A 19,600-nucleotide genomic window follows, 5' to 3' on the forward strand; every position below is an offset into this window, starting at 1 on the left:
TGAAGACAGTATATTTAAAAATACGCTGTTAACCGCTCAAATAATTAGGCATATTGGCATTATCAATAAAAAATAATGATGGTTAAATGACAGGTAAAGCTGTGCAACATCCAAGCATAATAATTAAACCTATCGCTAAACATAACGGTATCTCTCTTGTTATTTTTGGCGTGTTACTTTTACTTACTACGCTTTTATTCGCTCAACATTATTGGCAATCATATAGATTCGCCTACATTTTTATGATCCTTCTCTGTCTGGTTATTACTTTGGTAGGTGCAGTTAAACTTTTTGAACCTGCCATTAGCCTCTATTTGACGCCTGATAAAATAACCTTTAATCATCGTTATGGTCACTGGCAATTAGCATGGCAAGATATACAAAATATTAATATTGTTGCTGAAGTTGTTGGTATAGAACGTGAAACATTACCTTATATCGGTATACGATTGGTTCATATCGATAATATTGCTAAAAACATTTCCGTTAGATTAGCGAATAGGTTAATCCATCAACAACAAGGATTAATTATTTATGGGGTATTGCATCAGCTAATGACAATGGAACAAGCTCAAATGAATTTTGAGCCCTTTATTCTATCAAACGGAGAGCCTGTAAAAGGACCCATTGCGGCATTTCTCCATCAAAGTGAACGATTATCTTCTGCTTTTGGTTACCATTTATTCTTACCTGCTGACAGTTTTGACCGCGGCATTAACGAGTTCAGCCAACTACTAAAACAATGTAAAATGGCAAGTTCAACTTATCAAGTAAATTAATGGCTGCCCGTTGACGTTTTTTTAAGCTGCTTTAATTGTTTTTTTAATTGTCTTTGGTAGCGATTCATTTCGATTAAGCACTGCTCTTTTTCCTGGGGGGATAATGCTTGATACATGAGTGCCTCAAAGCATTGGGTATAGCCAATGAAGTTTTTCGATAACATAGGAAATCGTTCAATAACTAGCCTTGAAAATTGACTCGCGGGCATAGTGTCAGGCTTTATTAAGCCTTTAGCTTTTAATCGCATTATTATTTGCTGATACTGAGCTAACCATTTTACCGGCGGTTTATCTTTACCACTCTTTAAATTAACTAACCACAACACAGCCATCATTAACATTAATGATCCACCAATAACTGCCGCTATTTTCCAAGCCCGAAGCTCACCAAACCATTGTTTAAGTAAATCATATTGTTTTTTTGATGAATAACCTAAAACCAATCTTGTCCATTGATAATCTAGCGCATCTAGCTGTAAGCGCAGACTATTGATCCAAGCGAGGTGTTTGTATCGATGTAAATTTAGCAAGTCGTTATTGAACAGGGCATCTTGCTGTAACATTTGTGAAAGCCCACTTTCTACTCGTTCTGGGTTAACCGCCGCCGTGGGATCTACCCTTACCCAACCTTGGCCATTAACCCAAATTTCAGCCCATGCATGGGCATCATATTGGTAGATGCTAAGATGACCACTTTGTTTATTATACTCGCCACCTAAATAGCCAGTGACCAAGCGAGCAGGAACACCAGACGCTCTCATCATAAAAGTAAAGACACTGGCATAATGAACACAAAAGCCTTTTTTAGTTTGATAGAAAAACTGGTCTAATTCATGCCCTAATTTAGCCCCATTTAATAAAGGCGGCGTTAGCGTGTAATAGAAGTCTTGTTCTCTAATCATATCCAAAATAGCTTGTGCACGTTCAATTTCATCTGGGTAGTTTAACTTAAGTTGTTGGCCTTGCGCTTTCAGTTTAGGGTTACTGTCGGTGGGTAGTTGTAAACTTGTTAGCCATTGGTAGTCACTTAACGGCGCATCAAGCAACGATTGAGTATAACTACTGATTTGATAACTGGTTGTTTGACTAACAGGCTTACTATTTATAATGGTGTAATTGGGTAATGGCTTAATGGTCACTTGATTATTAGTCAAACTTTTAGGGTCAACCACGGCTAAAGAAAAAAGCCAACGTTGATAACTCGGCTCAACCATGACTTGATAACGGGTTTGTGCTCCGCTTAATGTCGCACGGCTAAGGCTAAGTGAACTTGCCTGCTCCTCAATATTTGCCCAACTATTTTTGCTCTGTTGCCATGTCCGCCCATCAAAAACATCCATAACCATTGCTCGCCAATACAATTGGTTGTATTGCGGGATATCGGTAAAAAACTTCACTCGAAAGGCCAATGCTGAAGATCTGGCTAAATTGGCTATATCTCCCGGTGTAACACTTTCTGCTAAACCTGTTTGGGCAGACTTTGCTGATGGTACTTGCCAAAAAGGCGCAACTCGAGGAAAAACGATAAATAAAACCACAGCAAGCGGAATACTCTTCAACACGGTTATTGCACTTTGAGAAAGATTATTTTTAATGTTCAGTGACGCTGAAAAATAGGCTAACAGCAGGCTTAAATTTAACACTAGTAAGCAAAAGACGAAAAGCGACAAAAATAAGGATTGAGAAAAAATAAGCACCGATGCCAGTATAAAAATACCCAGTAGAACAATTTGATAAAAATCTTTGCGGCTAGTTAACTCTAAACTTTTTAAAGCATAAGCAAAGCAAAGCAAATGTAACATGCTTAATAAGACCCCTAATTCTCGACCACTTAGTGCTATAGCAATAGAACCAGAGCAAGCCAGCAATAAGATAATGAGTCGCTGTGGTTTTATTGCTGGCTTAATAAGCGTTAAGCCACGCCAGCATAGACAAACAGCAATAATGAACAACATCCAGAGGGTTAATTCACTAACAAGTAAAGCTAAATTAAGGCACTGACAAACAAGCAACACCCAGGCATGTTGAGGTAATAAGCTAAATTTTTCACCTGTTACTGTATTATTTATCATCGTAGCGACTTAGGATAAATGGCTAGCGCCATTAAACATTCTTTAAAATGAAATTCACCTTGGCTAGGCTGTATTTTTTCTGCTACTAAATCCAAACCAAATACTTGCTCGCTACGGTGGTATTCACTGACTAGAAAACACAGGTATGCGAGTTGCTTCTCCAGTCCGTGATTGGGCATATCGTTAAGCTTTAGCCAACACCTTGTTCCTTGTTGTTCGTGATAATGCTTAGTTAACCGACCTTGACCGCGCGCGAATTGTTTCCATGCAAGACGAGAAAGTGGCTCTCCCGGAAGATAGGCTTTAAGTTCAAAAAAATCATCGACACCCGGTTTACTGCTTTGTGAAAATACATTTTCTTGCTCTGCATCGCCAAAATCACTTTGTCGATAACTTAAAGACATGGCTTGAGGATAAACAATACATTGCTGGTCAAAATCGATTCTTGTCCAGGTGATAAATAAACCTAACGAATATTCACTCGACACTTTCAACCGACCCGGAGTATATACTCCTCGGTTTGGGTAGGAGCAGCAAACATAAACAGTTTGTTCGCCTGGCTCACTTTGAGGGAGATGAAGAACAGCTTGGTCATCAAAGCAAAAGTTAATCGCAAGACGTTTATTAGCTGAAGATATCTTAATAGGAAAGTGTATATTTTGATTTGCATACCCTAGGGCGGTTTTATCTGCAGATATTGCCAAACCCGATAAGTTAAAAAAACTATGCATCATAGTGGTAATGAACACACTCGCCATTAAGTAACTTAATAACATGATGACATTATTTTGATAGTTGGTTGCTAAAAGGAATAACAACACCACGAAAAAGAGATAAACAACACCAAATCGGCTTGGCATAATAAAAATATTATGATTTGATAATTTATGCTTTCTTGCAGGCGGTATCCGACGCTTTAGCCAACGATTAAATTGCTTATTAGCAAAGCGACTAAGATAATTTTTTATCGGTATTGCCAGTTTTTTCACTGTTGTCTCTATTATTGAGCTAACGCTATTTATAGTTAACGTCATTGATATACATTATGAATTCAGTGGGTTTAAAACATTAACTTGTGCAATAACCTGCGCTGAAATTTTATCTTGTTGCTCACCAAAGCCAAGCGTGGTCAACTCAAGTCTATGTTGACATACCGAACTAAAGACGGTTTGAATATCTTCGGGGATGACATAGGTCCTCTCATCGATAAAGGCCCATGCTTTCGCTGCAGCCACCAGTGCTTGTCCAGCTCTTGGTGATAAAGGTCTACCAGCAAACCCTTGTTGACGACTGACATGATTTAAGGCGATAACATAGTCAATAATATTATCTGATACCGTCACTTGTGATACAGCAGCTTGCATGGCGATAAGTTTGTCGGTATCAACACAAGGTAATAGCTTTTTATAGCTCGCGTGGCTACTTTCACTCTGTAAAATTTTTTTTTCTGCCGCTATATCAGGAAATCCCAGAGATATACGCATCATAAATCGATCGAGTTGTGACTCAGGTAAAGGGTATGTGCCCGCATGTATTAAAGGATTTTGTGTGGCGATAACAAAAAAGGGTTGTGGCAGTGGGTAGGTTGTCCCATCAATACTAACCTGATGCTCTTCCATTGCTTCAAGTAAAGCGCTTTGTGTTTTAGGACTTGCTCTGTTGATTTCGTCACTTAACACCACCTGATTAAAAATCGGTCCTCGATGGAGCTCAAACTTTTTAGTGTCAGGATTAAATATTGAGATACCAATAACATCCGCCGGTAACAAGTCACTGGTAAACTGCGTTCGTTGATAACTAAGTCCAAGCGTTTGTGCTAACACCTGCGCTAACGTGGTTTTACCCATGCCTGGTAAATCTTCTATTAAAAGATGACCTTTTGCTAATAGACACGCCAGAGCTAGACGTATTTCGTTAGGCTTACCTAAAACAACCGAGCCGACCTGAGCTAAAATTGCCGTAACTAAAACTTGCATAAAGTGATCACCACGCCATTTAAAAGAGTTGTTGTCATTAAATATACCTGCCGATAAAGTAACAGAACTGCCAAAATAATATCAACAATTACTTAAGATAAACACCCGCAATTAATACCAAAGGGCGATCATTTTACCTAGCCTTGATACGAAGATGAGCTCAAGTAATTAAAATGTACACTGGCACTTAATGGTTAGACTTTATTTTATTTAATTAAATAACCCGTGCAGATAGCTAAAACTGACTCTTTAATGCGTTAAACTTTATTCATCTGAGTTTATATTTTCCTTTTGCCCATCGCCCCGCCCTGCTAGAATAACCGACAATTATATACTTGATATTTTACGGAACCTTTAGTCAATGCGTACTACTCAATACCTACTTTCTACCTTGAAAGAAACTCCAGCCAGCGCCGAAGTGATCAGTCACCAATTAATGTTACGTGCCGGACTTGTTCGAAATGTTGCTTCGGGTTTATATACTTGGTTACCCACCGGTCTCAAAGTATTAAGAAAAGTTGAAAATATTGTTCGTGAAGAAATGGAGCGAGCAGGCGCTATTGAAGTATTAATGCCTATGGTTCAACCTGCTGATTTATGGGAAGAGTCTGGACGTTTAAATGATTATGGCCCTGAGCTACTGCGCATAAATGACCGTCATGACCGTGCCTTCGTTTTAGGTCCAACGCACGAAGAAGTCATTACAAAACTAGTCGCTAATGAAATAAATAGTTATAAACAATTACCGCTGAATATATTTCAAATTCAAACAAAATTTCGCGATGAAATACGCCCTCGATTTGGTGTGATGCGTGGTCGTGAATTTTTAATGAAAGACGCCTACTCTTTCCATTTAGGCGAAGAATGTTTAAAGAAAACTTACCAAATTATGTTTGACGCCTATTGCCGTATTTTCGACCGTTTAGGTTTGGATTACCGCCCAGTCATTGCTGATACAGGTTCTATTGGTGGTGAAGCTTCACATGAATTTCATGTTTTAGCTGACTCTGGCGAAGACGATATTGCCTTTAGTGACGGTAGCGATTTTGCAGCAAACGTTGAGAAAGCTGAAGCTATTGCGCCGCTAGGCGAACGAGCAGAGCCAACTCAGGAATTGACTAAGGTAGAATTAAAGCTTGAACGTTTAATAAAAACCTCAAACATAGATTTAAAAACTACGGTTAAAACACTATTAGTGCTTGGCTCTAGTGCTAAAGGTGAGCCAGAAAAATTCATTGCTCTAGTGCTTCGTGGCGATCATCAACTAAATGAAGTTAAAGTTGAAAATTTATCTGCTATCGCTTCACCTTTAACATTTGCAACTGATGAACAAATATCTGCAATTGCTAACTGCCATATCACCTCATTAGGCCCTAAAGGCTTACCTGTTGACGTTATTGTAGATCGCAGTGCTGCTCATCTAAGCGACTTTGTCTGTGGTGCCAACGTAAACGGTCAATCTTATACTGGGGTTAACTGGAAACGTGATTGTGATGAAATCAACGTTCAAGATATCCGTAACATCGTCGAAGGCGATCCTAGCCCTTGTGGTCTTGGTAATATTGTCATTAAGCGCGGTATTGAAGTGGGCCATATTTTCCAGTTAGGCGAAAAATACGCACAAGCAATGAATTGTGGCGTATTAACAGAAAATGGTAAAAATCAAACGTTAACTATGGGCTGTTATGGCATAGGCGTTTCACGTATTGTTGCTGCGGCTATTGAACAAAATCATGATGAAAATGGCATAAAATGGCCAGCAGCTATTGCACCATTTCAAGTAGCGATTGTTCCAATGAATATGGCAAAGTCTGCTCGTGTTAAAGAAACCGCAGAAGCTTTATACACACAATTACAGCAAGCTGGCATTGAAGTTATCTTCGATGACCGTAAAGAACGTCCGGGTGTGATGTTTGCCGACCATGAATTAATTGGTACGCCAATATTATTAATTGTTGGTGAACGTAATCTTGATGAACAGAACGTTGAAGTGAAAAACCGTATTAGTGGTGAAAAATCGTTAATGGCAATCAGTGATGTCATGTCTTTATTTAGCTAAACATCACATTGATTAACGGTGAGATGCAAGGATTCAGTAATAATGACTTGAGAGTTGATGGTATTTGAGAAAAACCATCTTCGGCTCTGGCATCCAGGCAGTTGTGAATATAACCCCTCATATTGAACATAAAAACGCGACCTTAAGGTCGCGTTTTTTATTGCTGGCTAGCGCTTTAGTTAATCTTGATAAACAGGAATTTTACGTAAACGCTCATCAATGCTTTGCAGCATGCTACGATAAACTAACGAATCAATATCACGATAATATTGTTCGAATTTTTGTTGGGATAGACCTTCGGGTAAACCCGTCAATTTAGGTAAAATCAAGCTTTCATTAATGATATCAGCCAAGTGTTCTTGCACTTTTAAGGCGCTTTCATCCGAGGTTGTCGCCAGCATTGCCAGGCGAGTTCCAGCCCGATCGGCCATCAAGTCGGCAAAACTAAAACCACTACCACCACTGTTTGAGTCTAAAAATTCTTTTAGCTCGCCAATGGCATTACTTGCGGTACTGGTGCCAAATAGCTGCAAAGCAACGGAGTAAATAAAATGCTTTTGAATATCCACTCTTTCGCGTAACGTAACCCTTGCTCGGCGTATTGTTCGCTGTTGTATTTGCTCCGCTGACAGCTTAGAAATATCCCCGACTAAGAGCTCAAACTTATCGGTACCAAAATAAAGCACTAAGGCCATTAAAGCCGCTCGATTCTCTTTTGCCGGTGAATCAGTTATTGCGGCTAAATTACGTTGTTTTACTAAACCAAAAGTAAAACCAACATATTGAGCAAACGAAAGCTTAAGCGTTTTTGACTGCTCAATCGTGTCAACAAGGCTTTGATAATAAAACCGTATCACCTCAACATCACCATATAACGCAAGTTGGTCACGTAAAGCAAAAAGACTATTTTTATTGCTTAATGGCTCATTTTTTAAATCATCTGAAAGCACAATATCTACAGAAATTTTCTCTGCACTAATATCAACGCTTTTGATCATGCTTAATAGCGTGCTGCCAAATTCTTCTTTTACATATAGGTTAGTAAACCATTCAGCCAATTTAAGCAATCCATTACCCGGGAGCGCAACATTACCAATATAAACAGTGCCCAAATCAAGACCTTCCTTTGAAGAAACAAGCATCATCTCCACATTAAGGTATTTTATAAACGTGGGTAAAGGCAAGGCTATAGAAAAGTTAATTAAAGCACTGTCTTTAAATAAAACCACATCAGAGCTTAGTTGTGGAATGGCACGGTGACCAAAAGCACTGAGTCCATGAAGTTCAGCCTGAGTAGCTTGCAATTTAATCGGTTGCTGATCACTCTTTAAGGACTGAATTAAACGCTGAGCAATACGTTTATTTTCTGTCGCCGAATTAGCATCAATTTGATGTGTTCTTTGCAACTGCGGCGTTGACTGTAAAGCCATAAAAATGACAATGATAGCAAAGCAAAACAGTGAAACGAACAAGAGTAAAATTCTTTTTAACCAAAGTTTCAAAAGTAAACCTTCATTGTACACAATATTATTGAGCTATATTCTGATTGCCTTACCGATAAAAGTATAGTGATAAATACCACTAATTTATCTAGTTAACTGATCAGCAATCACAAATATCCCAATAAATTTTCCGATCGTATAATCTCGCTAAGCGAATATTAAGCGCCTTAAACGTTGTTAAATTCTTATCATGGGGTTTAAAACATTGCCAAATAAATTGGTGACAGTTATTTTCTATCATATGATAATCTCGGTATTGAAAAATTTGTTGCTGAGCACGTTGCCCGGCAAGTTCACTGGCAAAAGGTTTTGCTGTTGAATCACAAGCAATAAAAATATGTTTTCCTGAGCGCTCCTTAGTAAAGCGTTGCACCGAAATAGCTTTAATTAAACCATTACCATCGAGTTCAACAATCGTATTGTCACCAACCCAAATACCGGTGTGATCAAGTATACCGCCAACGCCACAACAAACAATTGCGCCAATTTCTGGTTTCACTTTTTCCGTGGTAGTAAACAAATCGGTTGGATACTGGACAACTGGAGATTCATGTTCATTAAACCGACCGAGACATTGTACATCACGATAATAAAAGCGTTTTCTTTGCTGTTTCTTACGGTCGTCGGCTAACTCTTTTACCGCGAATGCAGATATTGCAGCAGCCCCTAACCATAATAAAGGTAATGGCATTATTGACCTCCGTGCTTAAATTTCACTCAATTAATAACAAGATGACGCTTTTATTTCATTAATGCTATAAGAAACTTGCAAGTAACTGTTTCAAAGCGGTTGATTATTAGTAACAATGAGGGATACATAATCAACCACAATATGAAAAATATTCTATGAGACGCCGCTAATGAAAAACATCAAAAAATCATCAAAATTGAATAATGTTTGTTATGAAATTAGAGGACAGATCGCCGCCGAAGCCCGAAAGTTAGAAGATGAAGGTCATAAAATATTAAAGCTTAATATCGGTAACCCTGCCCCGTTTGGTTTTGCTGCCCCCGATGATATTTTAAAAGATGTTATTCGCAACCTACCGACAGCTCAAGGGTATTGCGAATCTAAAGGTATTTATTCAGCACGTGTTGCCGTGATGCAGTATTTTCAGCAACAAGGTATATTAGATGTTAGCGTTGAAGATATTTTTATCGGTAATGGTGTCAGTGAATTAATTGTGATGGCGATGCAAGCGTTATTAAATAATGACGATGAAGTCTTGATACCCGCACCCGATTACCCCTTGTGGACAGCATCTGTAGCGCTATCGGGTGGCAAAGCTATTCATTATCGCTGTGACGAAGAAAACCAATGGTTTCCTGACCTAGTAGATATGGCGAACAAGATCACCGATAAAACCAAAGCTATTGTGCTAATTAACCCCAATAACCCAACGGGCGCTGTTTACAGTGAAGCGCTGTTAAAGGGCATTATTGAACTAGCACGTAAGCACGACTTAATTATTTTCAGTGACGAAATTTATGACAAAATTTTGTATGACGAAGCTACCCATATACCTACCGCGAGTTTGGCACAAGATGTTTTAATTATTACCATGGGCGGTTTATCAAAAAATTACCGTATCGCTGGCTTTCGCGCTGGGTGGATGGTAATTAGTGGTCCTAAATTTCATGCGGAAGATTACTTAGAAGGCTTGAATATTCTTGCTTCAATGCGCTTATGTGCCAACGTGCCTTGTCAACATGCTATTCAAACAGCATTAGGTGGCTATCAAAGTATTAATGAATTGATAAAGGATGATGGCCGTTTAATCAAGCAGCGAAATCTAGCGCATAAAATGATCAACGAAATTGATGGTTTATCTTGTAACCCTGCGATGGGGGCCTTGTATTTGTTTGTTAAAGTTGACCAAGAAAAATTTAACATTCTTGATGATGAGAAAATGATTTTAGATTTACTCAGACAAGAAAAAATTCTTTTGGTTCATGGCGGTGCGTTTAACATTCAGGAGAAAAATTATTTTCGTTTAGTTTTTCTACCCCATGTTGACGAATTAGTGCCGGCAATGGCCAAACTTAAGAATTTTTTCAGTACCTATAGCCAATAACTACTTATATTAAGGAAATAACCATGCAGAGTACTTTTTTAGCTTGGATGTTCAGAATGCCGTTAATCAAACGTTGGGCGCTAATGTTTTGTGTGAAGCCAGAAAACGTTGCCGAGCACTCCCATCAAGTTGCGATTGTCGCTCACTTGCTAGCGGTCATTAAAAATAAGAAATTTGGCGGTAACATCAATGCTGACCGTGTCGCCACTATAGCTTTATATCATGAGGCAAGTGAAACTCGCTATGGCGATATTGTTAGCCCAACTAAATATGCTAATAAAGAAATTGCAAGAGAATTCAAGAAGATAGAGTACCTAGCAGAAAAAGAATGTTTAGCGTCTTTACCGGAAGAATTTCAGGAACTTTTTTCGGATATTATTGTTCAAGATAACGTTGAAGTCCATTATAAAGCAATAGTAAAAGCGGCGGACATTTTAGTCGCTTATATCAAGGCACTCGATGAGCTCAATCACCACAACCCTGAGTTTTTACACGTTAAAGAGCGATTAGAAATAAAACTAGACGGGTTAAAAAAAGAAATGCCTGAAGTTGAATATTTTATGGATATATTCCTTGAAGCTTGTTCAGCCACGGTCGATAAGATAAGCCAAAATTAAGTTTATGTTAACCTGAAAGTAGAACATTGATAAAAATGTTCTACTCTTCGTCTAATTGACAAGAACAACCTCGGCTGCTTACAGAGTTTTACAATGGAGATTCACCTGGATTTAACACTCTAATTTGGCAAAACTCATCATAGTTTTCTATAAACACATCAATCATTTTTGCTTCAAACTTTTTGCCGCTTTGTTCAATTAAGAAGGTTTTTATCTCAGTATCAGACCATTTATCTTTATAACAACTTTCAGAGCCCAAGGTATCGAAAACGTCTGCAATAGCCATAATACGTGCCTCAAGCGGAATTTCTTCACCACTTAAGCCATCGGGGTAACCACTGCCATCCCAATTTTCATGATGGTAATGTGCTAACCTTGCACCTAGCTTTGAAACACTCGTTTTAGATTTTGACAACAATTGAAACCCTGCGTCGGCATGAGTTTTCATAATTTCCCATTCGTTGTTATCAAGCTTGCCCGGTTTATGGAGTAAATTAACGGGAATAACCACCTTGCCAATATCATGTAGTGGTGCAGCTAAGCGAATAGCATTAACAAAGGCATCACTTAGTTGTAATTTTTTCGCTAACAGTTCACAAATAAGTGCAACTCGATGAACGTGAGCCCCAGTATCTTTACTACGCGTTTCAATGGCTTCTCCAACGATATAGAGCAGTTCTTTCTGAGTTTTTTCTAGCTCATGTTGTTTGGATAAACTATCAAGGATAAGGGCAACATTAGTGGCAAACAACTCGGCTAAACTGGCTTTAAAATGCTCTGCGTCATCTTCGAATTCAATATAAAGTACTGAGACTGAATTGCCTGATGTTTCATAATATCCAACAAATATTTCATCGGTGAAATAATGCTTTTTATTTTCGAACGCTTTCTGGATTAAATGTTTAACATCACTAGAAATATCTGACGCTTCAAGACTATCTGACTCACTCACATACTTACCGGTACAGGCAATAATCAGATTTGAGCTAGTTTCATCATATTCTAATTGGCTTCGGGCAATATAAAGCGCAGAGCTGTCAACATCCATTAAAGTCAATAAGTGTTCTAAAGCAGCAGAGCCAAAAGGCTTGAATTGATTAATTTTCAAAAGATCATGAGTGGCTTTTATTAACTGTTTAAAAGCATCTAAACTACGCTGTATCGTCATTATGTCACGATAAGCGCGAATACTTGCGTAGACAGTTGTAGTCATTTTACCGGCAGTAAAATCAGTTTTTTCTTTATAGTCATTAATATCAAATTCTTTAATCACTTTAGCTTCAGGAGCTGAACCTGCCTGACCCGTTCTTAGGATAAGACGTATTGCTTGGTTTTTTAAGGTATTACGGATCCATTCAACAAGCTCCAAACCTGCATGATCAGTTTCCATAACAACATCAACAAAGGCCATGCAAAAGGTATCATCTTTTAATAATATCTCACGTGCTTCAATAGAAGAATAAGCCGAAACAATTTCCAAGCTTCTGTGTTCAATAGTAGCATCCGCTAAAACCAGTCTAGTGACTTGATGCACAGATTCATCATCATCAATGACAAGTATCCGCCAGACCTTGTGCTTCTTTGGTTTTAACGTTAAAGACTCGCCTGCAGATTCTTCTTTAAAGAGAAAGTTTGACATTATTAATTCGTATTATTGTTATAGTTAACCCTAAGTGTAATAAATATATAGAATATTTCCTGCTATTTATGTAAATAATTGGTAAATATAATAAATAAAGCCTTAAAATAATGGGCAATATAAACTAAAACACCTATAGACAAAGCAAAGTGGCTATTCTTCACTGATAAACTTTTACTAATAAAACACAACGAATAGTCATAGATGGCGAGAGAGTTTTCCGTGAAGTTTGTTGAGGATTTTTTGAAAACTTTTGGATTTTTAAGATACTGAACTGGGCAAGTAAGATCGGTCACAGTTTTGTCGTTTAGCCAGTACTTTCGCTCTAACTCATTTGGGCTTGGTCTCAGTATGATTCTCAGTTATATTATGGCTACATTTACGATTATTTAATGAACTTTTATGAATATTCGCTCTAAACTAACGTTGAGCTTTGCTGCTACGGTTATTTTACCAATTATTGCCATTGCAATTGTCAGTATATCAATGACGATTTCTATATCTTCAACAAGCTTTGTGGAACGCACTCAGGATGAATTAAGGCAAGTAGACAACGGCTTTCAATTGTTCTTCCAACAAATCAAAGCTAACGTAAAATTTTTAGCTCAAAATAAATTGACAACCCAACTTCCTGATAATACTCATACTTATATTGACTCTGATCATATGATGGAGCCAAAAAATGATTCTGTCGAAGAATTAAATTTATATAAGCTATATGAAGATTTTGGTTCATCACACCCTGATTTACTATACGTATACACAGGCACCAAAGAAGGTGGCTTTGTTCAATATCCGTTAGAAGTGCTTGGAGGTTATGATCCAAGACAACGTCCTTGGTACAAACAGGCGCTAGCCTCTCCAAACGCTCCAATTATTACTGAAGCATATCAAGATGTCATAGGAAAACCTGTAGTAACTTCTGCATTAGTGGTCAAAAATAAGCAAGGCGACATCATAGGTGTACAAGGTCTAGATGTTACCCTTTCAACATTAACGGATATATTAAGTAATACAAAACTAGGTGAAAGCGGCTATCTCATTCTTATTGATGAGTCAGGAACCGTATTAGCTGATGCCAAAACACCCGAGAATAACTTCAAAAATATTAAAGATCTTTCATCATCATCATTATTTTCCATATTACAAAAAAGTCCAAATCAAGATCATTTTTCTACCGAGCATTTAGGTGAAGATGTTGACGTTGCCAGTTATTATTCAAAAGAACTAAAGTGGCGATTTGTTGGCGTCATCCATAGCGATGAAATTTTAGCGCCTGCATATAATATGAGTCAGACCATTACCGTGATTGCCTTTATCATGGTTACATTATTTATTGCCATAGGATTTTGGTTAGCCAATCGTATTGTTCAACCCATTAACCGTGTGGCTGAAGGTTTGCGTGATATTGCACAAGGTGATGGAAATTTAACTAAGCGACTAGAGATTATTGGTCAAGATGAAGTCAGTGAATTGGCTCAATGGTTTAATCAATTCTTAGACTCGATTCATCAGCTTGTTGTTGATATTAAAACCTGTGCATCAACATTAAATGTGGTGGCTAATCAATCGGGTATACAAATCGCTGATGTAAAAGCAGTAAGCCATAAACAAGAACAATCAATAGATAATGTGAATAACCTTATCGCAACGATGACAGATATAGCACATCAAACATCAAACGACTGCCAAGAAAGTTCAACGACTATTATGAAAACTGAAGAGTACTCCAAAAAGGGTATTTCGTTAATTTCTGTCACGGTAAGTGAAGTGAGTTCGTTAAATCAATCGTTAAGTGAATCATCTCAATCGATGAAGTCACTTGAACTGGAAAGTGAGAATATTACTAAAATATTAGATGTTATCAGAAGCATTGCTGAACAAACCAATCTGTTAGCACTTAATGCGGCTATTGAAGCGGCAAGAGCTGGCGAGCAAGGGCGAGGCTTTGCTGTGGTCGCAGATGAAGTGAGAACATTAGCGCAACGCTCGCGAGGCGCTACCGAAGAAATTGATGCTGTATTAATGAACTTGCTGGATAAAACACGTGTTGTTTCTCAACAAATGGGCGTGAATGTCGAACAATCGAAACAGGCTATCAATAAAATTGAACAAGCGAACCAATCATTTAACGAAATCAGTACTTTGGTTGGACAAATGAAGGTAAATATCTCGCGTATTACTCAAGCCGCAGATCAACAGTGCAGTTCATCGGACTTAATCAATGACGATATTAGTGGCATTAATCAATCGGCAAAAGGTATTGTTAATACTGCTGATACATTGGCCGATGGATCGAATGACTTACTTGTTTTATCTAAAGATTTAACAAATTTAGTCGGTCGCTTTAAAGTCAATAATTAACACCAATATTAGTATTAAGTAACGAAACACTATACTTTAACTATTTATAGCAACCTGTAACAGATTTTGTTACAGGTTCTAGCCCACTTGTTTGCCCTACTTAAACGCCTTATTCTTGCTTAGTAAAGATTATAAGTAATGCGCCCCATAGACCAAAAATACCGGTGAGGGCATTTAATAAAGATTCCTTAGTAACCAAACACCTTATTAGTATGCATTTCGATTTAAACTGTCGACCTATCGAGCTGATTAATTCACGCACAACATTTTATATAATAGATTTAGTAAGTGACCAGCAAGCTTATCTGTATTGAGTGTCTTTTATAAATAAAAGTAACGAGCTATGTGTTATTCGATCCCAAAAATGGCACGTTATGTATATACTCAAAACAGTATAAATCCATAAAAAATAAATGGTTGATAATTTAATTGAGATAAGCGCGTCTAAATTCCTGTATTACATAAACGTGCCAAATTTATCATTCAGTTATTAATTTAGTAGCAAAATAGATTCATTAGAAAATATACTAAAAATTTTTCTATGTTAATTTCAGTAAATTTCACCAAAAAGACCTTGGCAGTAGAACATTAAAATGGTCGGTAAATTAATTATCTAAGGCTCACTAATACCACTTTGTTGACCTTAAATAGAAACAAAAATCAGCCATTTTAAGACTGCTTAGTGCCATATTAGCGGACGGTAGGATGTCTGAGCTATTTACTATTTTCTTTTGCTATTCTTTTTAGGTAGTTCTTTTTCCTTTCATTTAAACCATTGATAAATTGTTGAGATTTATACCCATTTACTTTCGCTTTTTCAAGCCATGAATGTGCAAGGTTAAATTCATAATCCCCTCTGTTATCACTCCACCGATGAGCATACATCTTACCTAGCCAGTACATTGCTTCAATATCGCCACTTTCAGACACTTTACTTAAAAAATCCTCTGCTTTAGGTGAAAATGTATCAACCATGAAAAGAAATAGTCCATAGTATTTAAATACTATTAAAGACTTATCTGTAATTGATTTTTCAAACCAATATATAGCTAGTTTCTCATTATCATTTTTTTCTTTTTCATCTGTTGCATCTATAGCTTTAATAGAATAAATCCATCCTACAAAAACTTGTGCATTTCTATGGTCTTTCTTAGCTGCCTCTAGAAGCCACCCCAGAGCAACATCACTATTTTTTTCGAGTAAATCCCCAGTTTGATACATAGAGCCAATAGTAAACTGTGCTTCGGTGTGTCCTGCATCACCAGCTTTAATCATAAATTTGAATGCTTCAGTAAGATATTCATTTAGAGTCGGTTTATTACTGCTGACAAGATGGAATATGTCATATTGGCTATTAATATCACCATCGAAAGCTTTAGTTTTAAGGTTATTGTATGAAGTGAGTAATTCAGAATTACTTGGTGATTTAATATCTTTGGAGGCTGCGCCCATGCTTAATAGTAAAAAGGTGACGTACAATATAGCTTTCATAACTTCCTAATATTCAAACTTCCTCTTTTCGCTCTAAGAAGACATTAATTTTTTCAATTCGTTATGTCAACTAACCGCACTTTGTTGTCTTTACAATATTAATGAATAGTACATTTATTTACAGAACTCAAAGAAATAGATTTGAAAAACTTTATTCTTACATATTATATTTTATTGCTCTGTTACTCTTCTGAGAGTTTGCAAATCAAACAAATTACGCTTTAATCCAAGTAATATTATGATCAAAATCCGCAAAAACTAGCTGATACATTTAAATCTAACTAGCCCCGATACAGACACCAGATTGTGATTCCGATTGTCGAGGGTTCAAGTCCCTTTAGCCCCCCATTATTCTGCTTTATTTTTTAGCTTTAATTAACTAATATTTATATTTATTCTAAGGCAGTAACCCAGCGTCCCAGAACTCCTGTTCTGTTGAGCCAACAGTCATGCCTGAAGTAAATACGAAGTTGATAGCGGCCAGTTCAGAGTCGCTAAATCGCGGAATAACGCCTGTTGAACCACCCGCTGAAGCCATAGTCCCTTCAGGAAAGACTTGCTGATTTACATGACAAAGACCAATACCGTGACCAACTTCATGAACATCGAAAATACCTCTATCAACCGGATAGAAAGACGTTCCATTTTTAATAATATAATCTCCTCCCTTCTGAAAATCCATATCTATGCAACCACCTCCTACTTCCGTACCACAGTATTTTTTCATTCCAGCACGATCAACAAAGTTAAAGGTTATTTGATTTTCTTGTGGGTTAGTAAGGTCACTTTTTTCACTTCGTACGACCATAGTCGTGAAGTAACCCGCAACAGCAGTATTAATCTTATCCATTTCTTCAACAACGAATTGATAGTCATCATCAGTCGTTTCTGTAGGAATTATTACCTCAAGTAGGCTGCCCACAGGAAATGATACCCAACGTCCACGCGAGCCAGGACAGCCAGGGTCATTGCCAGGCGCAGAGTATGGACCAGTGCCAAAAAATAGCGCTTTTATATGATTCGACTGACGCTCATGCGAAACATTATTAGTCAAACCTGTTTCGTCAGACGAGCTTCCACCACAGCCGTATAATAAAGCTAATAAGAAGTAGACCATGACCGATGATAATATTGATTTTTTTATATACACGGGTAATACCTTTAAACGTTGTAAGTAGCCGCTACCCTGCCATAGTTGTTAACATTTTCTGTCTTTCCCGATAACAAAGGACAGATTAATTTGATTTTATATTCACGATTATCCCAATAAAGCTAGGTAGTGCATGTTTTTAATCTGCGCTGTTTTTTATACTGACTGGGAGTTAATTGTGTATGCTTTTTAAAAGCATTATAAAAAGACGAACGAGAATTAAAACCTGCTGCGACCGAAACTTCCAAAACATTCATTTTATGTTCGCGATGCAATAAAGATTGTGCATACTCTACACGTAGATAATTAATGAAATCAAAAAATGTTTTATTGGCGCATTGATTAATAGCTTGCGACAAATGATGTTTAGAAAAACCACTTTGCAGTGCAAGTTGCGAGAGTGATAATTCAGAGTCTAAATACAAATTATCTTGATTAATAAAACGAGTGATTTCATCAAATACTTTGGCTGATAACTCTTCTGTTAAAGAAGAGTTTTGGTATTTCTCATCTCTAATCATAAGCTGCTCTTTCGTCTCTGTAATACTTTCTATTTTTTTCTCATCACTAAGATCAATGATATTTTTACTATCATTAGTGATTCTGTTTACAGTAAATATTACAGGCTGTTTTAATCCATAAATACTGATCAAGTAAAAACAAATAACCAGACCATATTCGGCTAATCTCCTCAAACCAATAACAATCGACTCCAGTTCCCCACAAGAAATGCCCATTACACTCTCTGAACAAGGTTCTACATAAATCTCGATGGTTTCACTAAATACCCAAAACAAAAACAACAAAACAATCGTACTGAATAGCCTCATCAACCAGGTTAGGCTTATTTTTTCAATATTTGAAAAATCATCAGCTATATCAGTTCGATATTGAATTAATCGCTGATAAACACAGACTATATATAAGGCTAATATAACTAATTTTAATGGAATGAAAATCATATCAAAAATAGTTAAATACCAAAGTCCAAGTAAAGTTGTAGGCGTATCAGTAAACCAAGCAAGTTTAAATTCAGCACTTTGCCAGTAAAACGGCAGTGATATTACTACTGCTAATATAAAAGGCAAAAAGTGTAAAATGTTCACTTTATAAAATGATGGCGAGGTCAATTTGTTCACGTACAGAAACAGTAATGGTCCAAACAAAAAGGCAATAGGAGCATCTAGTTCGATTAAATGTGGACTAAGGTTAAGAAATCCAGCAACATCTAACACCATGAATGACAGTCTTAAAGCCAAAACAAAAACAAATAGAGCTAGTAGTAAATTGGCATTGTTTTCTTTGTTGTTCTTGGTTAGCAGCGCAAAAGATAAATAAAATCCATGAGCACTACCTAAAAGCAGTAAAATAAATTCAATCATAAAAAGTCAGATAATGTATACAGAATGTTGCATGATATGAATAAATTGGTGAACGCGCAACTAAGCAGAGACTATCTCGCTAATGAAAGAATTAATTGTTTTTCCTATTTTTTTCTCATTAAATGGAATGAATCTTAACATTTCCCATTAAGCCACCCATAATAACTTGTTTGTTTTTTCAACCATTTCCCATTAAGCCACCCATAACATTTCCCATTAAGCCACCCATAATAACTTGTTTGTTTTTTCAACCATTTCCCATTAAGCCACCCATAATAAACCGTTCAATTTTCCAACAACAAACTACACTTAGTTTACCCTCTTATAAGTGTGGTGATTGTCATGCCTAAGCCTCGTTCACAACAAATCAGTTTATCTGATACGCCGTATTATCATATTTGCAGTCAAACCGTTCGAAAAGCCTTTTTATGTGGTGTTGATAAAGAAACCGGTGTCAGTTACGAGCACAGGCGTCATTGGATTGAACAGCGCAT

14 protein-coding genes and 1 pseudogene are annotated in these 19,600 nt (G+C 37.1%); 6 read left to right on the forward strand and 9 right to left on the reverse strand.

Translation table 11 applies throughout. From position 1 onward, the window contains the following. Positions 1 to 86: 86 nt before the first annotated feature. Positions 87 to 779, forward strand: a complete 693-nt coding sequence (locus tag H4J56_RS17250) for a DUF2982 domain-containing protein (RefSeq protein WP_182251773.1) — start codon at positions 87 to 89, stop codon at positions 777 to 779. Here the strand turns inward: H4J56_RS17250 and H4J56_RS17255 are convergent. Genes H4J56_RS17255 through H4J56_RS17265 form a run of 3 tightly spaced genes read right to left on the reverse strand, consistent with a single transcriptional unit; the run spans position 776 to position 4,827 of the window. Then, complete coding sequence (locus tag H4J56_RS17255) at positions 776 to 2,851, reverse strand: DUF3488 and transglutaminase-like domain-containing protein (RefSeq protein WP_182259653.1); 2,076 nt, start codon at positions 2,849 to 2,851, stop codon at positions 776 to 778. The genes H4J56_RS17250 and H4J56_RS17255 overlap by 4 nt on opposite strands. Further along, positions 2,848 to 3,885 carry a DUF58 domain-containing protein gene (locus H4J56_RS17260; protein WP_182259654.1) on the reverse strand — a complete coding sequence of 346 codons (1,038 nt, stop codon included), beginning with the start codon at positions 3,883 to 3,885 and terminating at the stop codon, positions 2,848 to 2,850. Before H4J56_RS17260 ends, H4J56_RS17255 begins: the two co-directional genes overlap by 4 nt. A 9-nt stretch (positions 3,886 to 3,894) precedes the next feature. Next, on the reverse strand, positions 3,895 to 4,827 hold the full coding sequence (locus H4J56_RS17265; RefSeq protein ID WP_182259655.1) for a MoxR family ATPase: 933 nt from the start codon (positions 4,825 to 4,827) through the stop codon (positions 3,895 to 3,897). A 361-nt stretch (positions 4,828 to 5,188) separates the two neighbouring features. Between H4J56_RS17265 and H4J56_RS17270 the strand changes: the two genes are divergently transcribed. Next, positions 5,189 to 6,886, forward strand: coding sequence for a proline--tRNA ligase (locus H4J56_RS17270; RefSeq protein WP_182244418.1), 1,698 nt, complete (start codon positions 5,189 to 5,191; stop codon positions 6,884 to 6,886). A 179-nt stretch (positions 6,887 to 7,065) separates the two neighbouring features. Here H4J56_RS17270 and H4J56_RS17275 read toward each other — a convergent pair whose 3' ends face one another. Both H4J56_RS17275 and H4J56_RS17280 read right to left on the reverse strand, forming a co-directional pair. Beyond that, positions 7,066 to 8,388 carry a hypothetical protein gene (locus H4J56_RS17275; RefSeq protein ID WP_182259656.1) on the reverse strand — a complete coding sequence of 441 codons (1,323 nt, stop codon included), beginning with the start codon at positions 8,386 to 8,388 and terminating at the stop codon, positions 7,066 to 7,068. A gap of 100 nt (positions 8,389 to 8,488) precedes the next feature. Beyond that, the gene (locus H4J56_RS17280; RefSeq protein WP_182259657.1) at positions 8,489 to 9,079 is read right to left on the reverse strand and encodes a hypothetical protein; all 591 of its coding nucleotides are present in this window, start codon (positions 9,077 to 9,079) and stop codon (positions 8,489 to 8,491) included. Between the two features lie 169 nt (positions 9,080 to 9,248). On the opposite strand from H4J56_RS17280, the gene H4J56_RS17285 reads away from it, so the two are divergent. Further along, positions 9,249 to 10,463: a pyridoxal phosphate-dependent aminotransferase gene (locus tag H4J56_RS17285; protein ID WP_070373985.1), complete on the forward strand. Its 1,215-nt coding sequence runs from the start codon at positions 9,249 to 9,251 to the stop codon at positions 10,461 to 10,463. A gap of 23 nt (positions 10,464 to 10,486) precedes the next feature. Then, positions 10,487 to 11,080: a 5'-deoxynucleotidase gene (gene yfbR / locus H4J56_RS17290; protein WP_070373986.1), complete on the forward strand. Its 594-nt coding sequence runs from the start codon at positions 10,487 to 10,489 to the stop codon at positions 11,078 to 11,080. Positions 11,081 to 11,168: 88 nt separating this feature from the next. Here yfbR and H4J56_RS17295 read toward each other — a convergent pair whose 3' ends face one another. Then, positions 11,169 to 12,719 carry an HD domain-containing phosphohydrolase gene (locus H4J56_RS17295; protein ID WP_182259658.1) on the reverse strand — a complete coding sequence of 517 codons (1,551 nt, stop codon included), beginning with the start codon at positions 12,717 to 12,719 and terminating at the stop codon, positions 11,169 to 11,171. Positions 12,720 to 13,121: 402 nt separating this feature from the next. Between H4J56_RS17295 and H4J56_RS17300 the strand changes: the two genes are divergently transcribed. Continuing rightward, positions 13,122 to 15,083 carry a methyl-accepting chemotaxis protein gene (locus tag H4J56_RS17300; RefSeq protein ID WP_182222871.1) on the forward strand — a complete coding sequence of 654 codons (1,962 nt, stop codon included), beginning with the start codon at positions 13,122 to 13,124 and terminating at the stop codon, positions 15,081 to 15,083. A 714-nt stretch (positions 15,084 to 15,797) separates the two neighbouring features. On the opposite strand, the gene H4J56_RS17305 is transcribed toward H4J56_RS17300, so the two are convergent. From H4J56_RS17305 to H4J56_RS17315, 3 genes are all read right to left on the reverse strand, one after another. Next, on the reverse strand, positions 15,798 to 16,574 hold the full coding sequence (locus H4J56_RS17305; protein ID WP_182259659.1) for a tetratricopeptide repeat protein: 777 nt from the start codon (positions 16,572 to 16,574) through the stop codon (positions 15,798 to 15,800). A 397-nt stretch (positions 16,575 to 16,971) separates the two neighbouring features. Continuing rightward, positions 16,972 to 17,724 carry a hypothetical protein gene (locus tag H4J56_RS17310; RefSeq protein ID WP_182222869.1) on the reverse strand — a complete coding sequence of 251 codons (753 nt, stop codon included), beginning with the start codon at positions 17,722 to 17,724 and terminating at the stop codon, positions 16,972 to 16,974. Between the two features lie 122 nt (positions 17,725 to 17,846). Further along, a complete protein-coding gene (locus H4J56_RS17315) occupies positions 17,847 to 19,106 on the reverse strand; it encodes an AraC family transcriptional regulator (protein ID WP_182259660.1) in 1,260 nt (419 codons plus the stop codon). A gap of 342 nt (positions 19,107 to 19,448) precedes the next feature. On the opposite strand from H4J56_RS17315, the pseudogene H4J56_RS19815 reads away from it, so the two are divergent. Next, positions 19,449 to 19,600 (forward strand): annotated as a pseudogene (locus tag H4J56_RS19815) (transposase); the annotation flags it as partial.

The organism is Colwellia sp. BRX8-4, from assembly GCF_014077345.1.
Classification (GTDB): domain Bacteria; phylum Pseudomonadota; class Gammaproteobacteria; order Enterobacterales; family Alteromonadaceae; genus Colwellia_A.